Origin of the sequence: Acerihabitans arboris (assembly GCF_010131535.1) — a bacterium.
Lineage (GTDB): Bacteria > Pseudomonadota > Gammaproteobacteria > Enterobacterales > Enterobacteriaceae > Acerihabitans > Acerihabitans arboris.
Genome location: NZ_WUBS01000002.1, coordinates 1 through 21,655 on the forward strand (window position 1 = coordinate 1; position 21,655 = coordinate 21,655).

At 55.1% G+C, this 21,655-nt stretch carries 20 protein-coding genes and 2 pseudogenes; 3 read left to right on the top strand and 19 right to left on the bottom strand.

The genetic code is table 11. The annotated features are described in order from the left end of the window. On the top strand, positions 1–93 hold a 93-nt coding region (locus tag GRH90_RS26110; RefSeq protein ID WP_162364288.1), incomplete at its 5' end, for a transposase domain-containing protein. A 40-nt stretch (positions 94–133) separates the two neighbouring features. Then, positions 134–940, top strand: coding sequence for an SDR family NAD(P)-dependent oxidoreductase (locus GRH90_RS02260; RefSeq protein ID WP_162364289.1), 807 nt, complete (start codon positions 134–136; stop codon positions 938–940). 217 nt (positions 941–1,157) lie between these two features. Here GRH90_RS02260 and GRH90_RS02265 read toward each other — a convergent pair whose 3' ends face one another. The 11 genes and pseudogenes from GRH90_RS02265 to GRH90_RS02315 form a co-directional block, all read right to left on the bottom strand. Further along, a complete protein-coding gene (locus GRH90_RS02265; RefSeq protein ID WP_162364290.1) occupies positions 1,158–2,048 on the bottom strand; it encodes an oxidoreductase in 891 nt (296 codons plus the stop codon). A gap of 20 nt (positions 2,049–2,068) precedes the next feature. Beyond that, entirely contained in the window at positions 2,069–2,896 is an 828-nt protein-coding gene (locus GRH90_RS02270) for an EamA family transporter (RefSeq protein WP_162364291.1), read from the bottom strand. 75 nt (positions 2,897–2,971) lie between these two features. Next, positions 2,972–3,877 (bottom strand): transcriptional regulator GcvA, encoded by a 906-nt coding sequence (gcvA, locus tag GRH90_RS02275; protein ID WP_162364667.1) that lies wholly within the window; start codon positions 3,875–3,877, stop codon positions 2,972–2,974. A gap of 335 nt (positions 3,878–4,212) precedes the next feature. Next, positions 4,213–4,934: pseudogene (locus GRH90_RS02280) on the bottom strand (IS3 family transposase); the annotation flags it as partial. Between the two features lie 89 nt (positions 4,935–5,023). Continuing rightward, entirely contained in the window at positions 5,024–6,352 is a 1,329-nt protein-coding gene (locus GRH90_RS02285; RefSeq protein ID WP_162364292.1) for an NAD(P)/FAD-dependent oxidoreductase, read from the bottom strand. A 47-nt stretch (positions 6,353–6,399) separates the two neighbouring features. After that, the gene (locus tag GRH90_RS02290; protein WP_162364293.1) at positions 6,400–7,722 is read right to left on the bottom strand and encodes an NAD(P)/FAD-dependent oxidoreductase; all 1,323 of its coding nucleotides are present in this window, start codon (positions 7,720–7,722) and stop codon (positions 6,400–6,402) included. A gap of 40 nt (positions 7,723–7,762) precedes the next feature. Further along, entirely contained in the window at positions 7,763–8,644 is an 882-nt protein-coding gene (locus tag GRH90_RS02295) for an ABC transporter permease (RefSeq protein ID WP_162364294.1), read from the bottom strand. A 10-nt stretch (positions 8,645–8,654) separates the two neighbouring features. Beyond that, the gene (locus GRH90_RS02300) at positions 8,655–9,605 is read right to left on the bottom strand and encodes an ABC transporter permease (protein ID WP_162364295.1); all 951 of its coding nucleotides are present in this window, start codon (positions 9,603–9,605) and stop codon (positions 8,655–8,657) included. A 137-nt stretch (positions 9,606–9,742) separates the two neighbouring features. Next, positions 9,743–11,413 (bottom strand): peptide ABC transporter substrate-binding protein, encoded by a 1,671-nt coding sequence (locus tag GRH90_RS02305; protein ID WP_246235829.1) that lies wholly within the window; start codon positions 11,411–11,413, stop codon positions 9,743–9,745. Between the two features lie 57 nt (positions 11,414–11,470). Then, complete coding sequence (locus tag GRH90_RS02310) at positions 11,471–12,802, bottom strand: NAD(P)/FAD-dependent oxidoreductase (RefSeq protein WP_162364297.1); 1,332 nt, start codon at positions 12,800–12,802, stop codon at positions 11,471–11,473. Between the two features lie 223 nt (positions 12,803–13,025). Further along, on the bottom strand, positions 13,026–13,523 hold the full coding sequence (locus tag GRH90_RS02315; protein ID WP_162364298.1) for a MarR family winged helix-turn-helix transcriptional regulator: 498 nt from the start codon (positions 13,521–13,523) through the stop codon (positions 13,026–13,028). Positions 13,524–13,875: 352 nt separating this feature from the next. On the opposite strand from GRH90_RS02315, the gene GRH90_RS02320 reads away from it, so the two are divergent. Continuing rightward, positions 13,876–15,519 (top strand): ABC transporter ATP-binding protein, encoded by a 1,644-nt coding sequence (locus GRH90_RS02320; protein WP_162364299.1) that lies wholly within the window; start codon positions 13,876–13,878, stop codon positions 15,517–15,519. Positions 15,520–15,694: 175 nt separating this feature from the next. On the opposite strand, the gene GRH90_RS02325 is transcribed toward GRH90_RS02320, so the two are convergent. From GRH90_RS02325 to GRH90_RS02350, 8 genes and pseudogenes are all read right to left on the bottom strand, one after another. Further along, positions 15,695–17,260 (bottom strand): methyl-accepting chemotaxis protein, encoded by a 1,566-nt coding sequence (locus GRH90_RS02325; protein ID WP_162364300.1) that lies wholly within the window; start codon positions 17,258–17,260, stop codon positions 15,695–15,697. Between the two features lie 562 nt (positions 17,261–17,822). Then, on the bottom strand, positions 17,823–19,148 hold the full coding sequence (locus tag GRH90_RS02330) for a glycoside hydrolase family 30 protein (protein ID WP_162364301.1): 1,326 nt from the start codon (positions 19,146–19,148) through the stop codon (positions 17,823–17,825). Next, on the bottom strand, positions 19,145–19,687 hold the full coding sequence (locus GRH90_RS02335) for an MFS transporter (protein WP_246235831.1): 543 nt from the start codon (positions 19,685–19,687) through the stop codon (positions 19,145–19,147). Before GRH90_RS02335 ends, GRH90_RS02330 begins: the two co-directional genes overlap by 4 nt. A gap of 142 nt (positions 19,688–19,829) precedes the next feature. After that, on the bottom strand, positions 19,830–20,000 hold the full coding sequence (locus tag GRH90_RS26115; RefSeq protein ID WP_246235833.1) for a hypothetical protein: 171 nt from the start codon (positions 19,998–20,000) through the stop codon (positions 19,830–19,832). A 63-nt stretch (positions 20,001–20,063) separates the two neighbouring features. Next, a pseudogene (locus GRH90_RS26120) lies at positions 20,064–20,241 on the bottom strand (AAA family ATPase); the annotation flags it as partial. A gap of 7 nt (positions 20,242–20,248) precedes the next feature. Beyond that, on the bottom strand, positions 20,249–20,317 hold the full coding sequence (locus tag GRH90_RS26800; protein ID WP_446678242.1) for a hypothetical protein: 69 nt from the start codon (positions 20,315–20,317) through the stop codon (positions 20,249–20,251). Between the two features lie 70 nt (positions 20,318–20,387). Beyond that, a complete protein-coding gene (locus GRH90_RS02345) occupies positions 20,388–20,651 on the bottom strand; it encodes a transposase DNA-binding-containing protein (protein ID WP_162364302.1) in 264 nt (87 codons plus the stop codon). A 33-nt stretch (positions 20,652–20,684) separates the two neighbouring features. Further along, the gene (locus GRH90_RS02350; RefSeq protein WP_162364303.1) at positions 20,685–21,650 is read right to left on the bottom strand and encodes an alpha/beta hydrolase; all 966 of its coding nucleotides are present in this window, start codon (positions 21,648–21,650) and stop codon (positions 20,685–20,687) included. Positions 21,651–21,655 lie beyond the last annotated feature (5 nt).

The window sequence follows — 21,655 nt, forward strand, 5'->3', positions numbered from 1 at the left end:
TATCTTCGTCATATCCTCAGCGTTCTGGCAGACTGGCCGATAAACCGGGTGGCGGAACTCCTGCCCTGGAATGTGGATCTGACTGCAGAATAACCGTCAATACGGCGGTGAAAGTACGCTTACGGAGCAACAAATGGATTTAAAACTGACTGGAAAAGTGGCTCTGGTAACCGGAGCCCGAACCGGAATTGGTTTCAGCATTTGTGAAGAACTGGCCGTAAATGGTGTGCATTTAGTCATGGTGGCCAGACGAGAACCTGAGCTGATTCTGGCTGCGAAAAAAATCTCAGAGAAATACGGTGTTTCGGTGCTGCCTATTGCCGGGGATGTGACTGATCCCAAACTACCTTCCCGGGTGGTTGAACAAGCGGAAAAGGTTTTTCAGCGTATTGATTTACTGGTGAATAATGCCGGAAGAGCACATGCGGGCACTCTATTAACCACTTCGGAAGAAGACTGGCAGTTAATGACTGAGACCAAATTCTCCGCCATGCGCCGTTTTTGTAAGGCAATCATCCCCGGGATGCAGAAACGAAACTGGGGGCGTATTGTCAATATCTCATCTATTGGCGGTATCTATCCTAATCCGCAACTTACCGTCTCACACGCACTGAGCGCCGCTATCAACAACCTGACCCGTAGTTTAGCACTGAGCGTGGCTCCGGATGGCATTCTGGTCAATGCTATCGGAGTGGGCGCTGTCGCGACGGATAACTGGGCGCAGAATATGCTACCGAATGTCCGCAATCGTCGTCCTGAACTGGCTGACAGAACAGACGAAGAGGTAATGGCATTACTGGGTAAAGAGAAAACTCCTGTGGGCCGCTTTGGACTGCCTGAAGATATTGCTGCGATTGCTTCGTTCCTACTTTCTGGAAGGAATCAGTTTGTTACTGGACAGACAATTGAAGCATCAGGCGGAGCAGACAGATTTATGTAATTTCTTCCATTCAACGTAAGTCAGTATGACTTTCCGTGAGACAGGTGCTGGCCTGGCGTGAAGTATTTAACGCGGGTTAACATTACTGCCAGAGCCGCATGGGTGGGCATAAGCCGCACCCCGGCATTTCCCTCACGGAGGCCAGCATGAACAACAATAGCACGTGGTATGGACTGCCCCTAGGATCGTGGACACTCCTGGCCTGTAGTTAACGACTTCAACCCGGCCCCTCACTCCCTGCCGCCAGCAGTGGTACCAGCACGTCGCTGATGGGCGTAGGGATACCCTGTGAGTGACCATAACGCTGTATCACGCCGTTACGGATATCCCACTCCAATGGGCGGTTGGCCTGGCGGTCGGCGAGAATGGAGGTGCCTAGATCCGCAGGGGCATGATGAAAACCGTTAACGATCTCCTTCGGAACGTTATCGTCCATTACTGCACCTTCCGCACGCGCTACCGTCAGACACTCACGCAGATAAGCCAGTGCCAGTTCAGTTATGTCCACGCGTGAGAACATCCCGGCACGACGATTCGCAAGTACCATCAGACCAGCGACCGCATTCTGCAGCAGTTTGCGCCAAGCGATGGAGATAAAATCGGTTGACAGCTCAACCACGCAGCGTGTGCCGCTGAGCACATCAGCTATCAGTTTTGCCTGCGGCACATCCGGCAGCGTCAGGCGTGGTTTCGCGCGCAGCCAGACTGAGGCATCTGGCTCGCGCTGTGCCGGGAACCATACGACCGAAGGCAGCACCTTTGCGCCGTTGACGTAGGGTTCCAACTGGGTTTTCTGCTCGATGCCATTTTGCAGTGCGCATACTACGGTGTTTTCATCGCATAACGCGGCCAGCCAGTTAGCGCTGTCAGCGACCTGGGTGGTTTTCACCGTGACGAACACCAGATCGAACGGGTGGCTGATAGTCGCCGGATTGCTCAATACCGGACCTGGCACCACAACTTCACCGTCATCGTGACGCAGTGTTAACTGCGGATGTGCGGTGCGCCCGCAAAGGACTGGCGTGCGGCCAACTTCATGCAGTACAGCGGCGATGGTAGTACCGATAGCACCCGGACCAATAAGAGCAATTGTGGGATGGTCTGACATCTTGTGTTCTCCTGATTTGATTAACCTATCATCAGTGTGCCGGCGGCAATTACCGTGCACGCCAGCATTTTTCTCAGCGTTAACGTTTCGCCGAGAAACAGATAGCCCAGTACCGCGGCAAACAACACGCTGGTTTCGCGCAACGCTGAGACGGCTCCCATTGGTGCAGCCGTCATGGCATAAATGATGATGCCGTAAGCGAGTAGCGAAACCAGACCGCCGGCTGCTGCACGGCGTAAACCGGGCCGCCAGAGCAGTAAACTTTTACTATCGCGCAGCGCTATATAGAGTGCCGGCATCAGCACACCCCATAATGCGCTCATCCACACGGTATAGGAGAGCGAGTTACCGGACACGCGCACGCCCATACCATCCACCACGCTATATGCGGCGATAAAAGCGCCCGTTGCCAGGGTATATTGCAGGCCGGGCATCGCCAGTTCCCCCCCTTTCACGGCAAGAATCAGAATACCAGCGGAAACTAGCGTGATGCCGCCAAGGGTGTTAAATTCAATTTTTTCCCCGGCGAATATTGCCGCCGCGCAGGTCACCATCAGCGGCGAAGAACCGCGTGCAATCGGATAGGTTTGCCCGAGATCCCCGCACTGATAGCTGCGTACCAGACATAAGTTATAGCCGACATGCAGCAGCGCTGAAAGCAGCGCAAACTGCCAACTGGCGCTGGCAGGTAGCGGCAAAAACAGCGCAATGACGGCGCAGGTAAAGGCGATCGTCATACACATAATGGTCATCGACCACAACCGGTCGGTACCGCCGCGTAATAAGGTGTTCCAGATGGCATGCAGCATGGCGGCGAATAACGTGAGCAAAATAATATGAGTAGTCATGTGCTGATGCTAAACAGCATATGACCGGATTGAAAGTGAAGTGTCATCATCGAGGCATGAGCAAATACTCATACATTAACGGTAACTGAGCTGTGCCTGTTGTGATTCTGCCAGTAACCAGCTACGGAATTTCATAATGTGCGGCTGCGTTTCTATGCCTCTCGGGCAGACAAAGTAATAGGCAGCCGGTGATGGAAAAGGTACGTCAAAGAGCCGCACCAGACTGCCATCACCCATCTCTTTTTCAACGTGTCCGCTACGCGCTAATGCAATGCCCTGACCCAGTAGCGCGGCTTCAATCGTCATATTCGTATCGGCGAAGCGTACACTTTCGTGCAACACATCAGTATTCATGCCGATCAGCTGAAACCACACGTCCCATTTAGGCACCAGATCGGCGCCGTCACGCGTCAGAAGTGGATAGCGCAGTAATTCGGCAGGTTCACATGGTGTTCCAAAGCGCTGTAAAAGTGCCGGGCTGGCAACCGGAAACAGTTGCTCACGGAACATAAATTCCGTGTGCAGCGCTGGATAATTGCCGTGGCCGAAACGGATTGCCACATCAGCATCTGTGCTGGCGAAGTTAATGGGTTTATCCGTGCTTTCCAGGGTCACCAGAATATCAGGATGCAAACGCGCTAAATCTGGCAGGCGTGGTAGCAGCCACTTAAGCGCGAAAGAATACGTGGTGTTAACGCACAATCGCACCCGGCCATTTTGCTCACGAAGATCGGCAAGCGTTGTTTCCAGCTTGCTAAAGAATTCGCGCACGAGGGGAGCGAGCGCAGCGCCTGCAGGCGTCAGCCTAAGTTTTTTACCTCGCTCGAAAAGCTGCAGGCCCCAGATTTCCTCCAGGTTTTTCAGCTGATGGCTGACCGCGCTTTGCGTAACAAACAGCTCTGCTGCAGCTGAGGTAAAAGTAGTGTGGCGGGTGGCGACTTCAAATGCGCGTAACGTGGCTATAGGGGGGAGGTCACGCATCATTCTGTTCCTGTTAATGAACTAATACTCATAACACGATATGCTGGATCCTCTGCAAAAGATACGGCGACAGAGAGATAATTAAAGCAACCGGGAATATCACGGATGGTCGTACGGCGTTAGCTTCCTGTATTTAATTAATAAACGCCAGGAATATAGCTGTACTAATCCCCCTGCTCATTAAATGCATGGCTTCAATGCCATACATACAATTCCTCCTCTGGTACTAAGCCATCTGTAGAAGCAACTGGGGCAGCCATGAGCGAGGAACAGACATACCGTCTCAGCAGACAAAGGCCATCAGGTCGAAGTGATCTCTGTAGTCCCTCCGGTTTTTAGCACCACCGCCAATGAGGGTCTCCGGCCAGTTTTTGCCTCGCATAGATAACAGGTGGCATATCGCCAAGTGAACTATGCGGGCGTTCCTCGTTATATTCTGAACGCCAGTTTTCTGTTAGTTCACGGACTTCAGATAGTGTCCGGAACAAATACATATCCAGTATTTCTGTTCGCAGCGTTTTGTTAAATCGCTCGATAAATCCGTTTTGCATCGGCCTGCCTGGCTGAATAAAATCGAGTATCACTCCGTGAAGTTCTGCCCATTCGGCTAAGGCTACTGCTGTAAGTTCTGGTCCGTGGTATAAGCATTATCGCTTCGTATAAAAGCCGGATAACCTCTTTCTGCGCTTAACCGCTCTAAGATGCGAACAACACGATGAGCCGGAATATTCAGGTCAACCTCGATTGCCAGCGCTTCCCGATTAAAATCATCGACTACATTGAATAACCTAAATCGCCGGCCATCTATCAAGGCATCACTCATAAAATCAACCGACCAGCAGTGGTTCATTTTAAGAGGAATAACTAACGGCTGTGGATTTCGATTGGGCAGGCGTTTCTTCCCCTTGCGTCGAAGGTTGAGTTTTAACAAGCGATAGATCCGGTAAACCCGTTTTGCATTCCACTGCAACCCTGCCTGGCGTAACTTATTGAACATAAGGCCAAAGCCATATGCCGGATTCTGGCGTGCCAGTTTTTGTAATGCCTCGACCACCGGCATGCATGGCGCCACAGCCTGGCCCGTGGGAGGACTGTTCAGGTTTGCTTGTCCTCTTCAACAACTCAAGCGGGCCCTCGCTGGCGCACTTATAACCAGTGCTGCGCCGCAATACGCTCGCCATCGGTAAAACGGGCCAGGCGAAACGGGTGCGGGTCCACCGAGGGTGGAGAGCCAGTGACCAAATCCGCCATCAGCTGACCGGCGCCTGGGCCGATACCAAAACCATGCCCCGAGAAACCGGTAGCCAGGTAGAGGCCAGACACCGGCGCCACCGGCGAAATAACCGGGATGGCGTCCGGCATGCTATCGATCAGTCCGCCCCAGCTTTGTTCAATGGACACCCCTGCCAGCGCGGGGATGACCCGGGCCAGGTTGGCCGCGACTTTCCGTACGATCCTGGCGTCGATAGCCGGGTCCAGCACCCGGATGCGTTCGTAGATTGAAATCTTATCCGCCCGGCCGGGGCGCCAGTGAAACAGCTCCTCGCTAAACCGCTGTCCCAGCCGCAGGCGGATCCCCTGGCGTTCAGCCCGGTACGCCGGCATAAATCGCGCACCGAAACGCAGGCTGTCCGGTGTAATATCCGCGATACCGTTGGACGAACTGGCCACCGTCAGGCCTCCGTCCAGCCGTTTACGCAGCGAAACCAACCCGAAGCTGATGCAACAGCCGGGATCATAATCCGTCGGGGCGGTACGGAACGCCGTGGACAACACTTTTAACTGGGGTAGCGTGACCCCGCATCCCTGCAGCAGCAACCGTGACCATGCCCCGCCGGCCACCACCACCGCACGGCAACGAATGGCGCCGCGCTCGGTGGCCACTTCGCCGACCTTGCCCGCCGTCTGCTCGATGGTGCGCACGGCGCAGTGCTGTTGCAGATTCAGTCCTTTGGCGACGGCGGCCGCGACCATGGCGGGCGCCGCTTTTTGGGGTTCCGCGCGGCCGTCGAGCGCGGTATAAAGCGCCCCCTGAACCGGAAAGTCAATGTCGGGCAGCTTTTGCCGCAGTTGCGCAGATGTCAGGGCATCGCTGTGAATGCCATACTGGCGGGCTTCCTCAAGCCAGCGCTGCTGCCGCTGCCACTGCTCCTCGCTGCGGGCGGCATAGGCGATGCCGGTGATACGAAAGCCGGTGTCGCTCCCCAGGCGCGCATTCATGCCATCCCATAATTGCATGCTGAGATTAATCAGGGGCAATTCACGCACATCGCGTCCGGTGCGGCGGCACCAGCCCCAGTTACGGCTCGATTGTTCCGCACCCACCAACCCTTTTTCCAGTAAAACCGTCGGTATGCCCCGCTCCACCAACGACAGCGCGGTGGCGGCGCCGACGATGCCGCCGCCGATGACCACTACCTCCGTTTCCCGCGGAAACCCGGACGATGAAACCACTAAATCGACATTCGGCCCCATATTTTCCCCACCTTAGTCTTTAGGTTGCGTCATTTTCACGTGTATTTTCAGGCATGCGGCGGCAGCGCCGCCCGCTGCATTTTACTGCGCAACCAATCCCGCCCGCGGTAATAACGCAGCGTCAGCCGGGGGCCGAAACTCATCCAGAAAGGCGCGCGATGCAGGCGTTCCATTCTCAGCGCCAATTCATTTTCCGCCGTTCCCAACGCCCATTCGGCAAGGATCCCTCCAAGCATACTGCCGGTGGGGACGCCCCGGCCGGAAAGCCCGGTCAGCGCCACCACGCCGGGCGCCAGCTCATACAGCCGGGGAATGGTGCGTTGCTGCATATCCAGTTCGCCGAACCATAGATAGTCCCAGCGCAGGGAGGGGTTGATTTGCGGATGCAGCCATTTGAGCCGATCGCTCATCACCCGATGCGTATGAGGAAGATCCCGGCCGCGCCTGCCCATGGGAAACATGGACGCGACGATGCGCCCCTCGGCGTTATACTTGTAGACATAGATATCGCCGCGGCCGTCGTGGATAGTGGTGTTTTGCGGCAGGATCGCGCGACGTTCCCCGGCGCTTAGCGGCTGCGTCGCGGCGACAAATACCCGCATGATTTTGAAACTTTGCTCCAGCCTGGGCCAGCCGTCGACGGTGTAAGCGCCGGTGGCGAAGATGACCTTATCGGCCAAAACGGCGCCTCGATCGGTCGCCACCCGCCAGCGGCCGCCTTGTTTTTCCACCCGCTTAACCGCCGAGCCGGTGTAAACCGCGCCGCCCTCTTCCAGTACCGCCCGCGCCAATCCCCGCGCGTAACCCAGCGGGTTCAGGTGTCCGCCGGCCGGATGAAACCAGCCGCCGTAAAACCGCGGGCTGCCGGTAATGCGCTCGGCTTCCCGCGCGTCGACCACACGCGTGCCGGCGCCGACCGCGTTATACTCGCGGACTTTCTTTTCAATCTCCCTGATAGCCGACGGGTAAGCCGCCGCCTGGATATAGCCGTTTTGCCGCCATTCACACTGGATATCATAGCGTTCAATCATCGCCGAGACGCGCTGATTGGCTTGGGTTTGACGGGCGATAAGGCGCTCGGCCCACGGCTCGCCTAGCATGCGGCGCAGCTCCGGCAGGCTGTAGTGGGTGAAGGTCGGCGTGCAATGCCCCGCATTGCGGCCTGAACCGCCAAATCCCGCTTCCTGCGCTTCCAGCACCGCCACCGACACGCCCTGCCGGGCCAATTCCAGCGCCGTGGTCAAGCCGGTATAACCCGCGCCCACCACGCACACATCGGCATCGACCTGCGATGCCAGCGGGTGGGTGGTCGGCGCCGCCGGCGCGGTGGCATACCACAGTGAATGTTCAAATGGCGAGAATCGGGTCATTATCAACTCCCCTGATTGTTAACATAACCGTTGCAACGGTTCACAATTCGCCGCGGGCGTCCAGGGCGTTACGGATGCCGTCGCCGATAAAATTGAAGCAGGTCACGGCAAGGGTAATCGCCAACCCCGGCGCCAGCGCAAGCCAGGGCGCGCGCAGCAGATATTGCTGGGCGCCGTTTAACATATTGCCCCAGCTTGGCAAGGGCGGCTGGATACCGTAGCCCAGAAAGCTGATATAGGCCTCCAGTAAAATGGCGCGCGCCACGGTCAGGGTCGCCGCCACGATAATCGGCCCCATCACATTCGGCAGCAATTCGCGCACCATAATCCAACGCCCCGACAGACCCAGCATTTTGGCCGCCAGGATAAACTCGCGCTCGCGCAGCGATCGCACCTCGGTTTCCACAATGCGCGCCACTTCCATCCAGCTGGTCACGGCGATGATGACGGTAATCATCAGCGGGCTGGGCTTGATAAATGCGGCCAGCGCCAGCAGCAGGAATACGCTGGGAAATGACAGGAAGGCGTCCACTATGCGCATCAATAGGCCGCCGATGCGCCCGCCGTAATAACCGGCGATAATGCCGACGGCCGCGCCGAACAGGATACTGATCGCCATGGACAAGAAACCGACCAGTATCGAGATACGCCCGGCCATCAAAAGGCGGGCCAGCGTGTCGCGCCCCAGCGGATCGGTGCCCAGGAGATGCCAGCCGGTGAGCGGCGGCGCAAATCGATGACGCAAATCGATATGCAAATCATCAAACGGCAGCAGCCAGGGGCCGAAGATGCAGGCCAGCCCCATCAGCACGATCGTCGCCAGTCCGGCGCAGGCCAGGCGGTGGCGCAGGAAACGGCGTACCGTGCGGCTATGCCACCAATAATGCGCCGGGGACATTGAGGTAAGAATCCAGGCAGCCATTGCTTTCTCCTCATACCAGTCGAATTCGCGGATCGATAACGGCGGTCAGCAGGTCCGCCAGCAGGCTGCCAAGCAAAACCAACATGGCGGAGAACATCAATAGGCCCATCACCACCGGATAATCGCTGTAACCCAGGCTATCGAGAAACAGCCGCCCCATGCCGGGCCAGGTAAATACCGTTTCCGCCACCAGCGCGCCGCCGAGCAGGGTCGGCAATTGCATGCCCGCCAGGGTGATCATCGGCAATAAGGCATTGCCCACCACATGCCTGAGCAGTACGCGGCGCGGCGACAATCCCTTCGCCCGGGCGGTTTTAATGAAATCCTGGTTGATCACCTCCAGCGTGGCGCCGCGCATATAGCGGCTCCAGATAGCCACATCCACAAAGGTCAGCACCATGACAGGCAACACCAGGTGCCAGGCCACATCCAGCGCCGATCCATCGCCCATGGTGTACATATTGCCGGCCGGGAACCACTGCAGCTTCAGCGCGAAGAAATAGATGGCGACCAACCCGAACCAAAAGGTGGGAATGGATAGCGCAATCATCGAGGCGATGGTGGCCACATCGTCAAATACGCTGTTGCGCCGCACCGCGCTTTGAATGCCCACCCAGGCGCCGATGGCGATCGCCAGCAGCGTCGAGGTTCCCATCAACAACAGCGTGGCGGGAACATGCGCGAATATAATCGATAGTACCGGCTGCCCGTCGCGGTATGAGCGCCCCCAGTCGCCGCGCAGCAGATGGCCCAGCCATTCGGCATATTGCACCGGCAGCGGGCGGTCCAGTCCCATCTGCTGCGCAATGCGATCCAGCGCCGCCTGGCTCATGCCCGGCGTCAAGGCAAATTGCGATAACGGGCCGCCGGGCGCCAGGTTCAGCGCGGCGAAGCCAATCAGCGAGACCAAAAACAACAGCACGATACTTTGCCATAATCGCCGTATCAGAAAGTTAAGCATGACACCCCCTCGGCGCGGTGACCCAACGCGTTGCCGGCGATGAACGCGCCGGCCGCACTCAGCCACTCATAATGAAAATGGCGCGGCGCGCGGCATCCCGCGTCCGGATGCCGGCCCACCTTGCCATCACGACGCCGTCAACCCCAATACCAGGCCGCGACGTTCCAGCTATCGATACGTACGTTACTGTTCGGGATAATGTTCTCGGCGCCTTGTTTATGCCCCACCACATTGGCAAACGGGAACAGCGGAAGAAATGGCATATCCTGACGCACGATTTCCTCTATTTTCAGATAGAGTTCTTTGCGTTGCGCCGGGACAAAGGTCTTGCTGCCTTCGTCGAGCAAACGATCCACCGCCGGATTCTGATATTGGAAGGTGTTCTGGCCCGCGCCGCCTTTGGCCGGTATCGACTTTGAGTGGAGGTAGTCGGACGTATCGGGGTCCGACCCGGTCAGGAAACTGATCCCGACGATGGAGGAATCAAACTTCGACATCATCCAGAACTCGCCCCACATGACGGCCGGCGGCAGGTTGGCGATTTTCATTTCGATGCCGACATCCTGGAACGTCTGCTGGAGAAATTGCTGCATTTGCTCGCGCAGGTGGTTACCGACCGTGGTGGAGTTATTAAATGACAGGCGCACGCCGTTCTTTTGCCGAATCCCATCCGGCCCCGGTTTCCAGCCGGCCCGTTCGAGCAGCTGTTTCGCCTTGTCGGGATTGAATTCATGTTTCGGCAGCGAAGGATGATAATAATAGGATTGCATCGGCATATAGGTCTCCGTCTGCTTGGGCAATCCGTAATAAAGCGAATCAATGATGGTCTGTTTATCAATGGCATAATAAATCGCCTGCCGGACGGCCAACTCCTGGAAGACCGGCTTGCCCAGGTTGAAGGCAAAGTTCTCCACCGTCGACCCGGAGACCACCTCCACCACCTTGCCCGGGAGTTTTTTGGCCTCATCGTAATGATCCGCCGAAATCCATTGCAGGCCGACGATATCGATATCCCCCGACGCGAATTGGGTATACATCACGTTAAGATCGGGAATGTATTTGTAAACAACCCGTTCCAGATACGGCCCGGCGAGGAAATAATCGCTATTGGCGGTCAATTCAATATGATCGCCGGGAACACGCTGACGCCATTTGAAAGGCCCGGTGCCCACCGGCGCATTATTGAACGGCGCGGTGTTTTTATCCGCCACCGGCCCCAGGATATGTTCGGGCACAATGAAGGTTGACGATAGAATGGCGACATAAGGCGCGAACGGTTTTTCCATACGCCAGGTAATTTCCGTAGGCGACACAATCTGGATATCCCGCACCAGTTCATGGCCGGTTTTGCGCCAGCTGCGGAAACTGGGGTCTACCAGCAGGTCGAGGGTAAACTTGACATCTTTGGCGGTGAAAGGCTGGCCGTCGTGCCACTTGACGTTGTCGCGCAGTTTGATGCGAAAGTGCAGGCCATCGGCGGAAATTCCCCCGTTGTCCACCGTCGGCACCTCCACGGCCAGCGCAGGGGTAAACTTACCCTCCGGGTCAATGGCGAACAGCGGATCGAAAAGGCTGAAATGCAGGCCTTCATCCACCTCGATATGCGGCAAATGCGGGTTAAAGACGGTGGGTTCCTGCGAGAAACCGATAATCATCTGGCCTTTTCGCTGCGCAGGAGGGGCCGCCAGCGCGCCTCCCACGCCGAACAGGTTGGGCAACGCCAGTGAAGCGGCGCCGGAGGCCAGGTAAATCAGCGCCTGGCGGCGCGAAAGTTGGGGCAGCAGGTCAGTAAGCTTATCGGTCATCATGTTTCCTCATGTTAAGGTCTAAATAACGACGTTACGACTAAACGTGCCGGCGGATAATTACACTCCGCTGATGATTTCGATTTTTGAACCGTCGGAAAACCGTGAAAAACGAAACGCGCCGGGGTCGACGACGGTGGGCCGGCCCAGCACCAAATCCGCCATCAGGCGCCCCGCCGCCGGGCCGATACCGAATCCATGGCCGGAGAAACCGGTGGCGATAAAAAAGCCGGGTAGCGTGTCGACGGCGGAAATCACCGGCACCGCATCGGGTACCACATCAATGCAGCCGGCCCAGCGCTGTAGGACTTGCGCCTGGCTAAACTGCGGGTAATGGCGGATCAGTTGTTGGAATGCGCGTTGGGAAAGCGGGACGGACGGGACCGGATCCAGCACGCGGCAGTATTCAAACGGGCTGGCCTCATCCATGGCCCAGTTGCGGCTGATGCGCGCCTCATCCCAAAAGCGCCAGCCGAGACGTAAGCGCAAAGCGCGCCATTCGCTGCGCAAGGCCGGCAGGAAATCACGGGCGTAGCGAAACGAGTCGGGGACAATATCCACCACGTTCTCGGTCCCGGACGCCACGGTATAACCGCCGTCCTGCCGCTTGCGTATCGCGAAGTCGTCATACCACACGGCCGGTTCCGGCCCGCCGGCCACCGGCCCGGTGCGCAGCACGGTGTTGATGACTTTTAACTGCGGCAGCCGCAGGCCGGCACGGCCGGCAAACAGTCCCGACCAGGCCCCGCCCGCCAACACCACGCTTTGGCAAGAAATGACGCCCCGTTCGGTCACCACCGCCGATACCCGCCCCGCGCTGGTTTCAATGCCGCGCACCGCGCATTCGGTCAGAATAGACGCGCCCTTGCGGCGCGCCGCTTCGGCAAACGCGGGCGCCACTTTTTGCGGTTCTGCCCGGCCATCCTCAGGGGCATACAGCGCTCCGGCCATGGTTACCGTCGAAGAGGGAAACATCTGTTGAAACTGCCGGGCGTCAAACAGGCGCGTAGTGAAGGGGTAATCGTTAATCTGCGCCAGCCATCGCTGGTCCTCGGCCAGCTCTTTTTCCGTCCGGCAGGTAAAGGCAATGCCCGAGCGCTGATAACCGGTATCCGCCTCCAGGCGGCGGTCCAGGTCCCGCCAGATATCGAGCGACGCCGCCATCAGCGCGATCTCGCGCGGGTCGCGGCGCGACAGCCTGACCCATCCCCAGTTGCGGCTGGATTGTTCGTGCCCGATACCGCCCTTTTCACACAGCGCGACGCTGAGCTTTTGCTCGGCCAGCTCCAGCGCCGTGGCGGCGCCGATAATGCCGCCGCCGATAACGACCACATCGGCTTGTTTTGGCAATGCAAGATCGCCACGGACAGGAACCACAAAAGGACCAGGCATAGATCCGCTCTCGATAATGTTAACGATGAATAGCCACGCCCGCGTCCGGCGCACCTTTAAACCCCGATCGCCGTCATGGCGCTATTAAATATTTGGGGAATGGCAAGCTTATTATTCGCGGCATCGAAATGATAATGCCGTTTTTTTACTGTCAATCAGGTAAATAAACCCCTGGCTAAATGGATTATTTTCTCATGCCGCCGGAATACCCTTGGACAACTATTTATTCAACCCCATCAAACGAACCAGTTTCATTCAGCACTTTTTTGAATACCTTAATAATAAATTTTTTTTCATACTCGGAAACCGACTGGAAAAATTCCGCTTCCTGCTCCGCCACCAGCAGGGTCACTTTCGCCGCTAATTCCTCGCCATGAGGAGTCAAATACAACTCTTGCGAGCGGCTGTCATCCTTTGAGATTTTACGGATCAATAATCCCTGGCTTTCTAATTTCGTTACTAATCGTCCCATGGCCGAACGGTCGCACATAATCGCGTTCGCTATCGCGGAAGGACGGATACCGGGATGCCGCGCCACGATTAGCAAGGTGCTGATTTTCCCTGTCCCCTTGGCGACCTCAAGCCCGGCCAATTTTTTATCCAGATCCCTGGAGACGGTGATATTTATGCTGCGAATATAGAAACTTAGCAGTTTACCCAATACACCCAGATCCACTGATACGGCCGTTTCCTGACGTGGTTCGCTTCCCTGGTTAGCCATGACGACCTCACGAAAAATTGTTATCCATCGGGCTTATTGTTAACAAACTTGCACTCAATGTTACGGAAACATTATTGTTAAGTTAGTGGACAATTACAACTAGTTTTATAATAGTTTTTTCTTATTCACTTCATCCGATCGTTCGGCAACGGTCAGGGATTTCGATGGCGGCATCGCGCCGGTCAGGACATAAAGTCGCGATCATAATAAAAACCTATTTTAGATAACGCAGTCTGCTGTATATGTTGATTGCTATACTTGAATATTGTTGATGCTGCGGAAAATATTGGCGGAACAATATCCCTGTTCAATTCTTTTTCATCCGGCTACCGGCAGAAAAGAGGCGTCTTTAATGACAAATAGTGAAGCAACCACGCATGACGTCATCTTATCCGTGCGCGATTTAACCATTAATTTACCCATGGGAATGGATCGTGAATATGCGGTAGAGAATATCAGTTTCGAACTCTATGCCGGTGAAATACTGTGTATTATCGGTGAATCCGGTTCGGGCAAATCCGTGACGGCCCATGCGGCGATGGGACTGCTATCCAATGCCCTGACGGTTACCGGAGGTGAAATAATCCTGTTGGGTAAAAACCTGCTGCGCGAATCGCCGGAATCGCTGCGCAGCGTGCAGGGGCGCTGTATTTCCATCGTATTTCAGGATCCCTTATCGGCGCTTAATCCCATCATGACCATTGGCCGGCAAATCACCGAGGTCATGGAAGCGCATCGGGTCGGCTCCCCGCAATCCCGCCAGGCAAAAGTGCTGTCGCTGCTTAACGAAGTGGATTTGCCCGATCCGGAGACGCTCCAGCACCAATATCCTTTTAACCTATCCGGCGGGCAGCGGCAGCGGGTGATGATCGCCATGGCGCTGGCGCTGGACCCCGATGTGCTGATCGCCGACGAACCCACCACCGCGCTGGATGTCACCACCCAGGCGCAAATTTTGCAGCTTATCCGCGCCATCCAGCGCCGCAAGCGGATGAGCGTCATGTTTATCACCCACGATTTCGGCGTGGTGGAGGATATTGCCGATCGGGTGTTGGTGATGCAAAAAGGGCGAATGGTGGAGTCCGGCGACGTTCGGCAGGTGTTATCCCGGCCCGCGCATCCCTATACCCAACAGCTTATCGCCGCCGTTCCGCGTATGGCGAACCGGCCCCGGCCGGACAAGAAAAACGCCCCCATCGTGCTGCAAGTCAGCAATCTTAAAAAAACATATCGGATAGCGGGCGGTTTTTTTTCGCGCGGGCACCAGGTCGAGGCCTTGAAAAAGGTCAGTTTCAGCATCCATAAAGGCCAGACCCTGGGGATTGTCGGCGAATCGGGTTCCGGAAAATCTTCCCTGGGACGTATTCTGGTCAAATTACTGCCGGCGGATTCCGGGGAAATCATCTTTGACGGGCGCGACATTATTCCGCTTCCCGAGGCCGAGTTTCGCCCATTGCGGCCCTGGATCCAGATGATTTTCCAGGATCCCTTTGCTTCGCTTAATCCGCGCCAGGACATCGGCACCATCCTGTCGGTCGGCCCGCTGACCCACGGTGGGATGACCCGAACCGAAGTCCGGCAAAAAGCGCTGCGCCTATTGTCGCTGGTTGGCATGGATGAAAGCGCCTATACCCGTTATCCCCACGAGTTTTCCGGCGGCCAGCGCCAGCGGATCGGCATCGCGCGGGCGCTGATGTTTGACCCGGTGCTGCTGGTCGCCGACGAATCCGTTTCCGCGCTGGACGTCTCTATACAGGCGCAGGTGCTGCAACTGCTGAGCGAGATCCAGCAAAAAACCCATGTCGCCATTATGTTCATTACGCACGATCTGCGGGTGGCGAGCCAGATTTGTGATGAAATCGCGGTGCTCTACCAGGGGGAAATCGTTGAGCAAGGCTCACCGCAACAGGTGTTCATGTCGCCGCGGCACGCCTACACGCAAAAACTGGTCGGCGCGATACCCGGCACTGAGCGCAGGGATAGCGGGTTATACTGACAGAGAACGGGCCGGCATGTTTTCCGCTGGTCGGAATATACTATACCGATGGAAAAATATAAGGATTGGTTTTTCAAATAACCGCCGGCAAAAATCCTCGCCAGCGTTCTTATCACATAATATCCTCGGTTCAGAGGGGGTGTTGCTGGTTGAAATTATGAAGCAATTTTTTGGGTCAGGCCACCGCAGCAACTTTAAATATCGATACCGCCTGCGTCAGGCGTGTAGCCTGCTCTTCAAGCGATGCCGAGGCCGCGGCGGATTCCTGTACCAGCGCAGCATTTTGCTGGGTGACGCGATCCATTTCGTTAACCGCTGTCCTGACCTGATCGATACCATGGCTCTGTTCGTCGGAAGCAGACGATATTTCGCCCATGATACCGGTCACGCGGCCCACCGCACCCATAATATCCTGCATCGTTTCTCCGGCATAGTTTACCTGCCGCGAGCCGGTACCGACCCGGGTTACCGAATCATCGATCAACGTTTTTATCTCCTTCGCGGCGCTGGCGCTACGTTGCGCCAGTATGCGCACCTCGCCCGCCACCACGGAGAATCCCCGGCCCTGTTCTCCCGCCCGCGCGGCCTCTACCGCTGCGTTCAGCGCCAGAATATTGGTTTGGAAAGCAATACCGTCAATGACGCTGGTGATTTCAGCGATTTTCTTTGAGCTTTCGGCAATTTCAGTCATGGTCTTCACCACGCTATCAATAACGTCGCCCCCTTTTTCGGCGGTTACGGATGCACTTTTAGCCAGTTGCGCCGCCTGGTGGGAGTTCTCCGCGTTCTGTTTCACCGTGGCGGTAAGCTGCTCCATGCTGGCGGCGGTTTCTTCCAGTGAAGCGGCCTGCTGCTCAGTTCGGGACGCAAGATCATTATTGCCCGCCGAGATTTCACCGGCGCCGGTCAAAATGGCTTCAGAACTATCCCGTACATCGCTGACGATGGAAATCAGCGATTGCTGCATGGCGCCAAGGCTGTTTTCCAGCAGGCCAAGCTCATTGCGGCCGGTAATTGCAAGCGCCTCGGAAAGGTCGCCACCGGCAATACGCAGGATCTGCGTCTGCAAGTGCTTTAACGGTCGTAGCAAAATATGTCTGATAAGTCGCCAGACGCCGAACACCATGGCAATGACTACCATTGCGATAGACGCCAATACCCACTGCATGTGTTGGAAACTTTTACTGTTTTCGGTAGTTCCATTTTTCAGCAGCAGCGTATTTTGCTCTCGCCACTGGTTATAGGCGGTTTCCAGATTGTCCTGCGCCTGCTGGGCGTCTAAGTTGCCGTAGGCTTCGTAATTATTGGCCTGAAGGTATTGTCCCGACGATTTCAGGATGTCGTACATCTGTAGGTAATTTTTTTCAACCGTAGCCTCATTTTCTTTATTTTGCCCTTCTACCGCGGGCAGGGCTTTGTAGTTGGTAAAGTGCCGAGAGGCTTTGTCCAGCGAAGCATTGGCCGCATCCAATAGTGTGTTAATGGCTTCCAATGCCGCCGGATCGGTTTGTTTTTTCAGGATACGAATAGCAACGCGATTAATAGTAATCCGGGTTTTCATGAGTGTCTGCATGGCGTCGCTCAGCTCCGCCTGCCGGCTAGAGAGCATGCTGAATCCGACAAAATTATTTTTATCATTATTGATAGCGAAAAAAAACAGGCTGCCGGAAACCAGTTGCAATAAACTGAATATCATCAGGATGATTGCAATACCAGAGGTGATTTTTATATTTTTAAACACGATGTTCTCTTTTAATTTTTCAGGAATGGCTTATTTATCTATCGGCATATGCCGGGATAACTTTAGAATGGTGGTTTAAACCGGTTAATCAATTTCCATGCTATTCGTTACGCTGTTCTGGTCTTGTGGACATAATGTGTCTTGAGTCTAGCCTGACGCCTTAAATTTCAGAGCAAATCTATTATTTGAATTCCTGGCGCCATGAGAACGTGATATTAATAACCAAGTCATGCATTGGATGGTAAATGGATTAATTAGGTTGTTCTCAGGTCAATGCGCTAGCGGTAGCCTCATAATGTCTGCCACTGACTAAATTCCCTGTCATAACGAAACATAGCCAGGGCATGCAGGTTATGACATAAAGCAGGACTGTACTCTCCGGCAGGCCGCCCAGCACAAAATCGACCGTTCCCTGCCCGCTCTTGTCTACAATATGACCCCGGCCAAAGACATCAATGTCTGGCTCTTCGCCGGGTTCACGCTCATAAGGCGCGCGCAGGGGGAACATTCGTCAATGTCAGCGGGAGTACCTGCGAGGCCCGGTCCACTAAAGCGCCTCTTTTCAAGCGCGCGGTTTGAGGACAAACGAATGCAATGAGTTTGCCGCTAGCTCCATTGCAAAGGCATTCCCCGGAGTAGCCAGGCGCAATTGCCGTTGTGCCGTGGACGGGTTACTGAGATTGACAATGACCGAGCCGTCCTGGTTTTCAAAGGCTACCGCATTACCGCTCATCGCGCCGGTCAAAGGAACCATCCGGGCGCCGGGCTGGATCAAGCGGGAAAAATGACGCATCACGTAATACTCAGGGTTGTAAACGACGTCTTGTGTTGAGGTATTCACCGATATCATACTGTTTTGTTTCCATCCCCAGGTACTTTCCCCACCGTCGGCCAGCACCATGTTCCAGTAGAAATAACCGTTGGCGCCGTTCACCAGATAATGTCGGAACAAACCGAAGACATAATGTGCATACTGCCACGTATTTTGGCCATCGCCGCATTCGTTTTCCGTCTGGTAATAGCGCAATTCGGGGTAGCTCATTACCGTTCGCTGAATGGCGTTTTTACCCGCCCACTGGTAACCCACGCCGGCGACATACCGATAAGCCTCCGGATCCGAGAGCACGCAGTTGGCGTAGTCGTCATAGTCCTGCCCCGGCTCTTTCAAAAACTCAGGGGCATTGATGGTCCCCAGCCAGATTTCGCTGGCAACGCTGTCCCGCCTGAACCGCGGGCCCAGATATCCTTTGATGAAATCACGCAGTTGCTCGCCGCTCCATACGCACGACGGAAACTTTTGGTCCGCCACGACTTCATTTTGAATATGTACCTGGGCGATGGGTACGCCTTCGGCCCGGTAGTACTCAACAAATTTCCTGAAATATAACGCGTAAGCCTCCTGGGTCCGCGCATCCCGGCGCAATCGGCCAAAATTGCAGGCCTGGTGCGTCTTCAGCCAGGTCGGCGGGCTCCAGGGAGAAGCGAAAAGCGTCATGTTGGGCTGGCGCGCCAGCGCGGCCTTGATATACGGCAGCAGAAGGCGTTTATCCCGATCAATGGAAAACTTCTCCATGGCATAATCATCTTCCTGTTCGTTCAGGCTGTACCATGAGACGGCATAATCGCTGGCACCGATCGGCACTCTCCCCATCGTCAGGCGGCACTCTCCGTCCGATGAGAACAAGTCATCCAAAATCGCGTTTTGCCGCGCTTTGTCCAGCGCATTCAACGCAACCATGCCCAGCTCGTTAAAACACCCGCCAAACCCCTCCAACTTACGCCCGCGTGCCTCACCCAATACTAAGTTAGCTGCTTCGGTCGTTTCGGTTATTTGGCCTCCTCGCCGCCACTGTGCCTCATCTGATGACATGATCCACTCAATATTCATACGTCGGCTCTCCTCGGTAAATTGTCCGGTGTAGTAGGTTCGGGGAAATGGCCCGGCGCGGCGATATTCAGCAGCGCCAGTTTTTTATCGTCCAGGGAGTACCGATACATTATCAGGATAAGGCTAAGCGTCAGCATTCCCGGCAATACGGTAAACAGCAGCGCGATGATCTCCAGCGCCGCATCCGCCTGGGTGGCGGCGCCACCGACATAGTTGCCCCAGGCGAGCAACCAGCCGATCAGCGCGCCGCCGATGGCGATGCCCAATTTGATGGCGAACAGATTGGTTGAAAACACGATGCCGCTCAGGCGTCGGCCGCTGCGAAGCTCTTCTACATCGATAACGTCCGACAGCATGCTCCACTGCAACGGTGTCGCCGCCAGTTGGATAACGTTGATCAGCACAATCAGCAGGCAGACCAAGGGCACATTCGCCGGCGCAACAAAATAAAACAGGAACAGCAGGACGGCCTCGATGCCCATGGCGAGCTTGAAACCACGCAGTTTATCGACGTTTTTGGTATCAATGGTCAACCGCAATTTGGCGTTGATCCCTTTGCCGCGCGATTGAACCTGGTGGAGGCGGCGGTGAAAATAGCCCGACAATAAACAGCAGTTATGACAAAGCCTGGCGCTGGATACTCAGGATGGCCATGCCCTACATGTTGTTGGGCTTTTACTTTTACCAACCGCTCAGCATATTACCCAGCGTACCGGCGATACCATCGACCATCAGCACGATGCTCAATGTTTTCTCATCAGCATGCAGAGTGCCGGCAAGCAGCTGTCCCCGATAGGTGTACAACGTGAAACCAGCAGTCATGGCTGAAGAATGACAAGCTAGTGTATTCATACCTATTTTCGCAGTCAAATGCATTAGAACGTACCGATGCGCTGTTGTCGCTGACGTTCGCTCCCAGGCCTTAATCCGGCACGGCATGTCGATACCGCCATCCCCGACGATATACAGCACCAGCCCTGCGTGCCCCGCCTCCAGCCCCGGGCATGCCGGTGGCAATATGGCAGGCCCAGGCAATCGCCATAAAGGACTTGTACGACCCGCTGGGGCCGTAAATGCTTGTCAGGGCGTCACTCATTATTCTATTTGATCCAATAATAAAAGACGCTAATGGTAAGGGTATGCTGCCGACAATAATCTTGTTTGATCAAGCCGCTACGTTGCCAGCCCGCTGCTTTGAACGCCTAATGGTCCGCATGATGCAGCAAGCGATCTATGATCCTACCCAGATTTGACGGACGCGCGATCCTGGCAGGCAAAGGGCAGAGTGTTTACCATTGCCTGCCAAAGTTTTTGCATCAGGAACTTAAAGCGGCTGGCGTGCCGACTATAGCGGAAGGCAGAGAGATTAATTTCCTTATCGAGCCATGCGCAGAAGAAGATGCCCGTGCTGAATTGCCCATATATACCTGTCCCTGAATAAAAAACTGACCGATTATGCTGACAATAACCGTAATATAAATGTTGGTAGTTACAAGGCTGCATATACGCTTATCCATAACCGCACATTCCGCGCCCTTAATCAGAAAAGTAATGTAAGTGACAAAATTTAGAACGGTTCCCGCTTAGAGTCCCTATATGTAACAAAGCGCTCTGAAAGGAGACGTTAAACATCTCCCCATGAGTGAGTCCGGGATACAGCCAGTATGCTGCCGGCAGCCCATCCGCACGAAGGCTCGAAAGCGTTCTGCGGACTTTGCTCAGGGCATCCGGGACTTCACCTGTTACTTTTTTTCCTGGAGCGCCAGTACCTTCCATTAGATACAGCTGCTTATTACTGAAATTGCGTTTATTTATATGCCCCAACTTGCTCAATAGTGCGAAATCATCTCTTTCCAGTGACGGACTGGCAGCGTAATAAAATTTAAAAAAGGATGATGATAAATAAGCGTCCATGACAAATAATCCTCCATAGGAATGCCCCCAAATTCCTCGTTCATAGGGGTTTATTTTAATATCTTTTTCCACTTTAAGAGAAATTCCGTCTTCAAGCAGTTGACGAAACATCGCGCTCCCACCGCCTTTCCGGCCATAACGTTCAGGATCACCGTATTCCTTACTATTCTGTTTACCCAGTGGCGTATAATCATACGCTCTGGCGTTCGGTTCGAAGGGGAATTCTGTCTGATATCCAATTGCTACTATTACAGGCGGTGTTTTTTCTGAAAGTTCCTTCAGCAGAGTGTCCGACAACCTGTCCATGACCGCGTTTCCATCCAGCATATACAGGATGGGGAAACCTGATGTCGGGGGAGATTTATCTGGGATACCCGTCCATATTTTGTAATGTCTTTTTCCGTCCGCAGAGTCGAATCTACTTACGCTGAAATGATAAAAAGAAGATCCCCGCTCGGCAATATTCGGCCCCAGTGGCTTCATATCCGGTTTGGCATTACTGTTCCCGGCATACAGGAGTATTATGAAAAATACGGCTGAAAACATCGCCATGTGCTGATAACTATTTCGATATTTTCGGCCATTCATGTATT

Bases quoted from the DNA above. Each gene is read 5' to 3' on its own strand.
- GRH90_RS02260 (WP_162364289.1), top strand. From the start codon at position 134: ATGGATTTAAAACTGACTGGAAAAGTGGCTCTGGTAACCGGAGCCCGA.
- GRH90_RS02345 (WP_162364302.1), bottom strand. From the start codon at position 20,651: ATGCAGCCTTGTAACTACCAACATTTATATTACGGTTATTGTCAGCAT.
- GRH90_RS02310 (WP_162364297.1), bottom strand. From the start codon at position 12,802: ATGCCTGGTCCTTTTGTGGTTCCTGTCCGTGGCGATCTTGCATTGCCA.
- GRH90_RS02295 (WP_162364294.1), bottom strand. From the start codon at position 8,644: ATGGCTGCCTGGATTCTTACCTCAATGTCCCCGGCGCATTATTGGTGG.
- GRH90_RS02290 (WP_162364293.1), bottom strand. From the start codon at position 7,722: ATGACCCGATTCTCGCCATTTGAACATTCACTGTGGTATGCCACCGCG.
- GRH90_RS02300 (WP_162364295.1), bottom strand. From the start codon at position 9,605: ATGCTTAACTTTCTGATACGGCGATTATGGCAAAGTATCGTGCTGTTG.
- GRH90_RS02265 (WP_162364290.1), bottom strand. From the start codon at position 2,048: ATGTCAGACCATCCCACAATTGCTCTTATTGGTCCGGGTGCTATCGGT.
- GRH90_RS02305 (WP_246235829.1), bottom strand. From the start codon at position 11,413: ATGATGACCGATAAGCTTACTGACCTGCTGCCCCAACTTTCGCGCCGC.
- GRH90_RS02350 (WP_162364303.1), bottom strand. From the start codon at position 21,650: ATGAATGGCCGAAAATATCGAAATAGTTATCAGCACATGGCGATGTTT.
- GRH90_RS02285 (WP_162364292.1), bottom strand. From the start codon at position 6,352: ATGGGGCCGAATGTCGATTTAGTGGTTTCATCGTCCGGGTTTCCGCGG.
- GRH90_RS02320 (WP_162364299.1), top strand. From the start codon at position 13,876: ATGACAAATAGTGAAGCAACCACGCATGACGTCATCTTATCCGTGCGC.
- gcvA (WP_162364667.1), bottom strand. From the start codon at position 3,877: ATGCGTGACCTCCCCCCTATAGCCACGTTACGCGCATTTGAAGTCGCC.
- GRH90_RS02315 (WP_162364298.1), bottom strand. From the start codon at position 13,523: ATGGCTAACCAGGGAAGCGAACCACGTCAGGAAACGGCCGTATCAGTG.
- GRH90_RS02330 (WP_162364301.1), bottom strand. From the start codon at position 19,148: ATGAATATTGAGTGGATCATGTCATCAGATGAGGCACAGTGGCGGCGA.
- GRH90_RS26115 (WP_246235833.1), bottom strand. From the start codon at position 20,000: ATGAATACACTAGCTTGTCATTCTTCAGCCATGACTGCTGGTTTCACG.
- GRH90_RS02270 (WP_162364291.1), bottom strand. From the start codon at position 2,896: ATGACTACTCATATTATTTTGCTCACGTTATTCGCCGCCATGCTGCAT.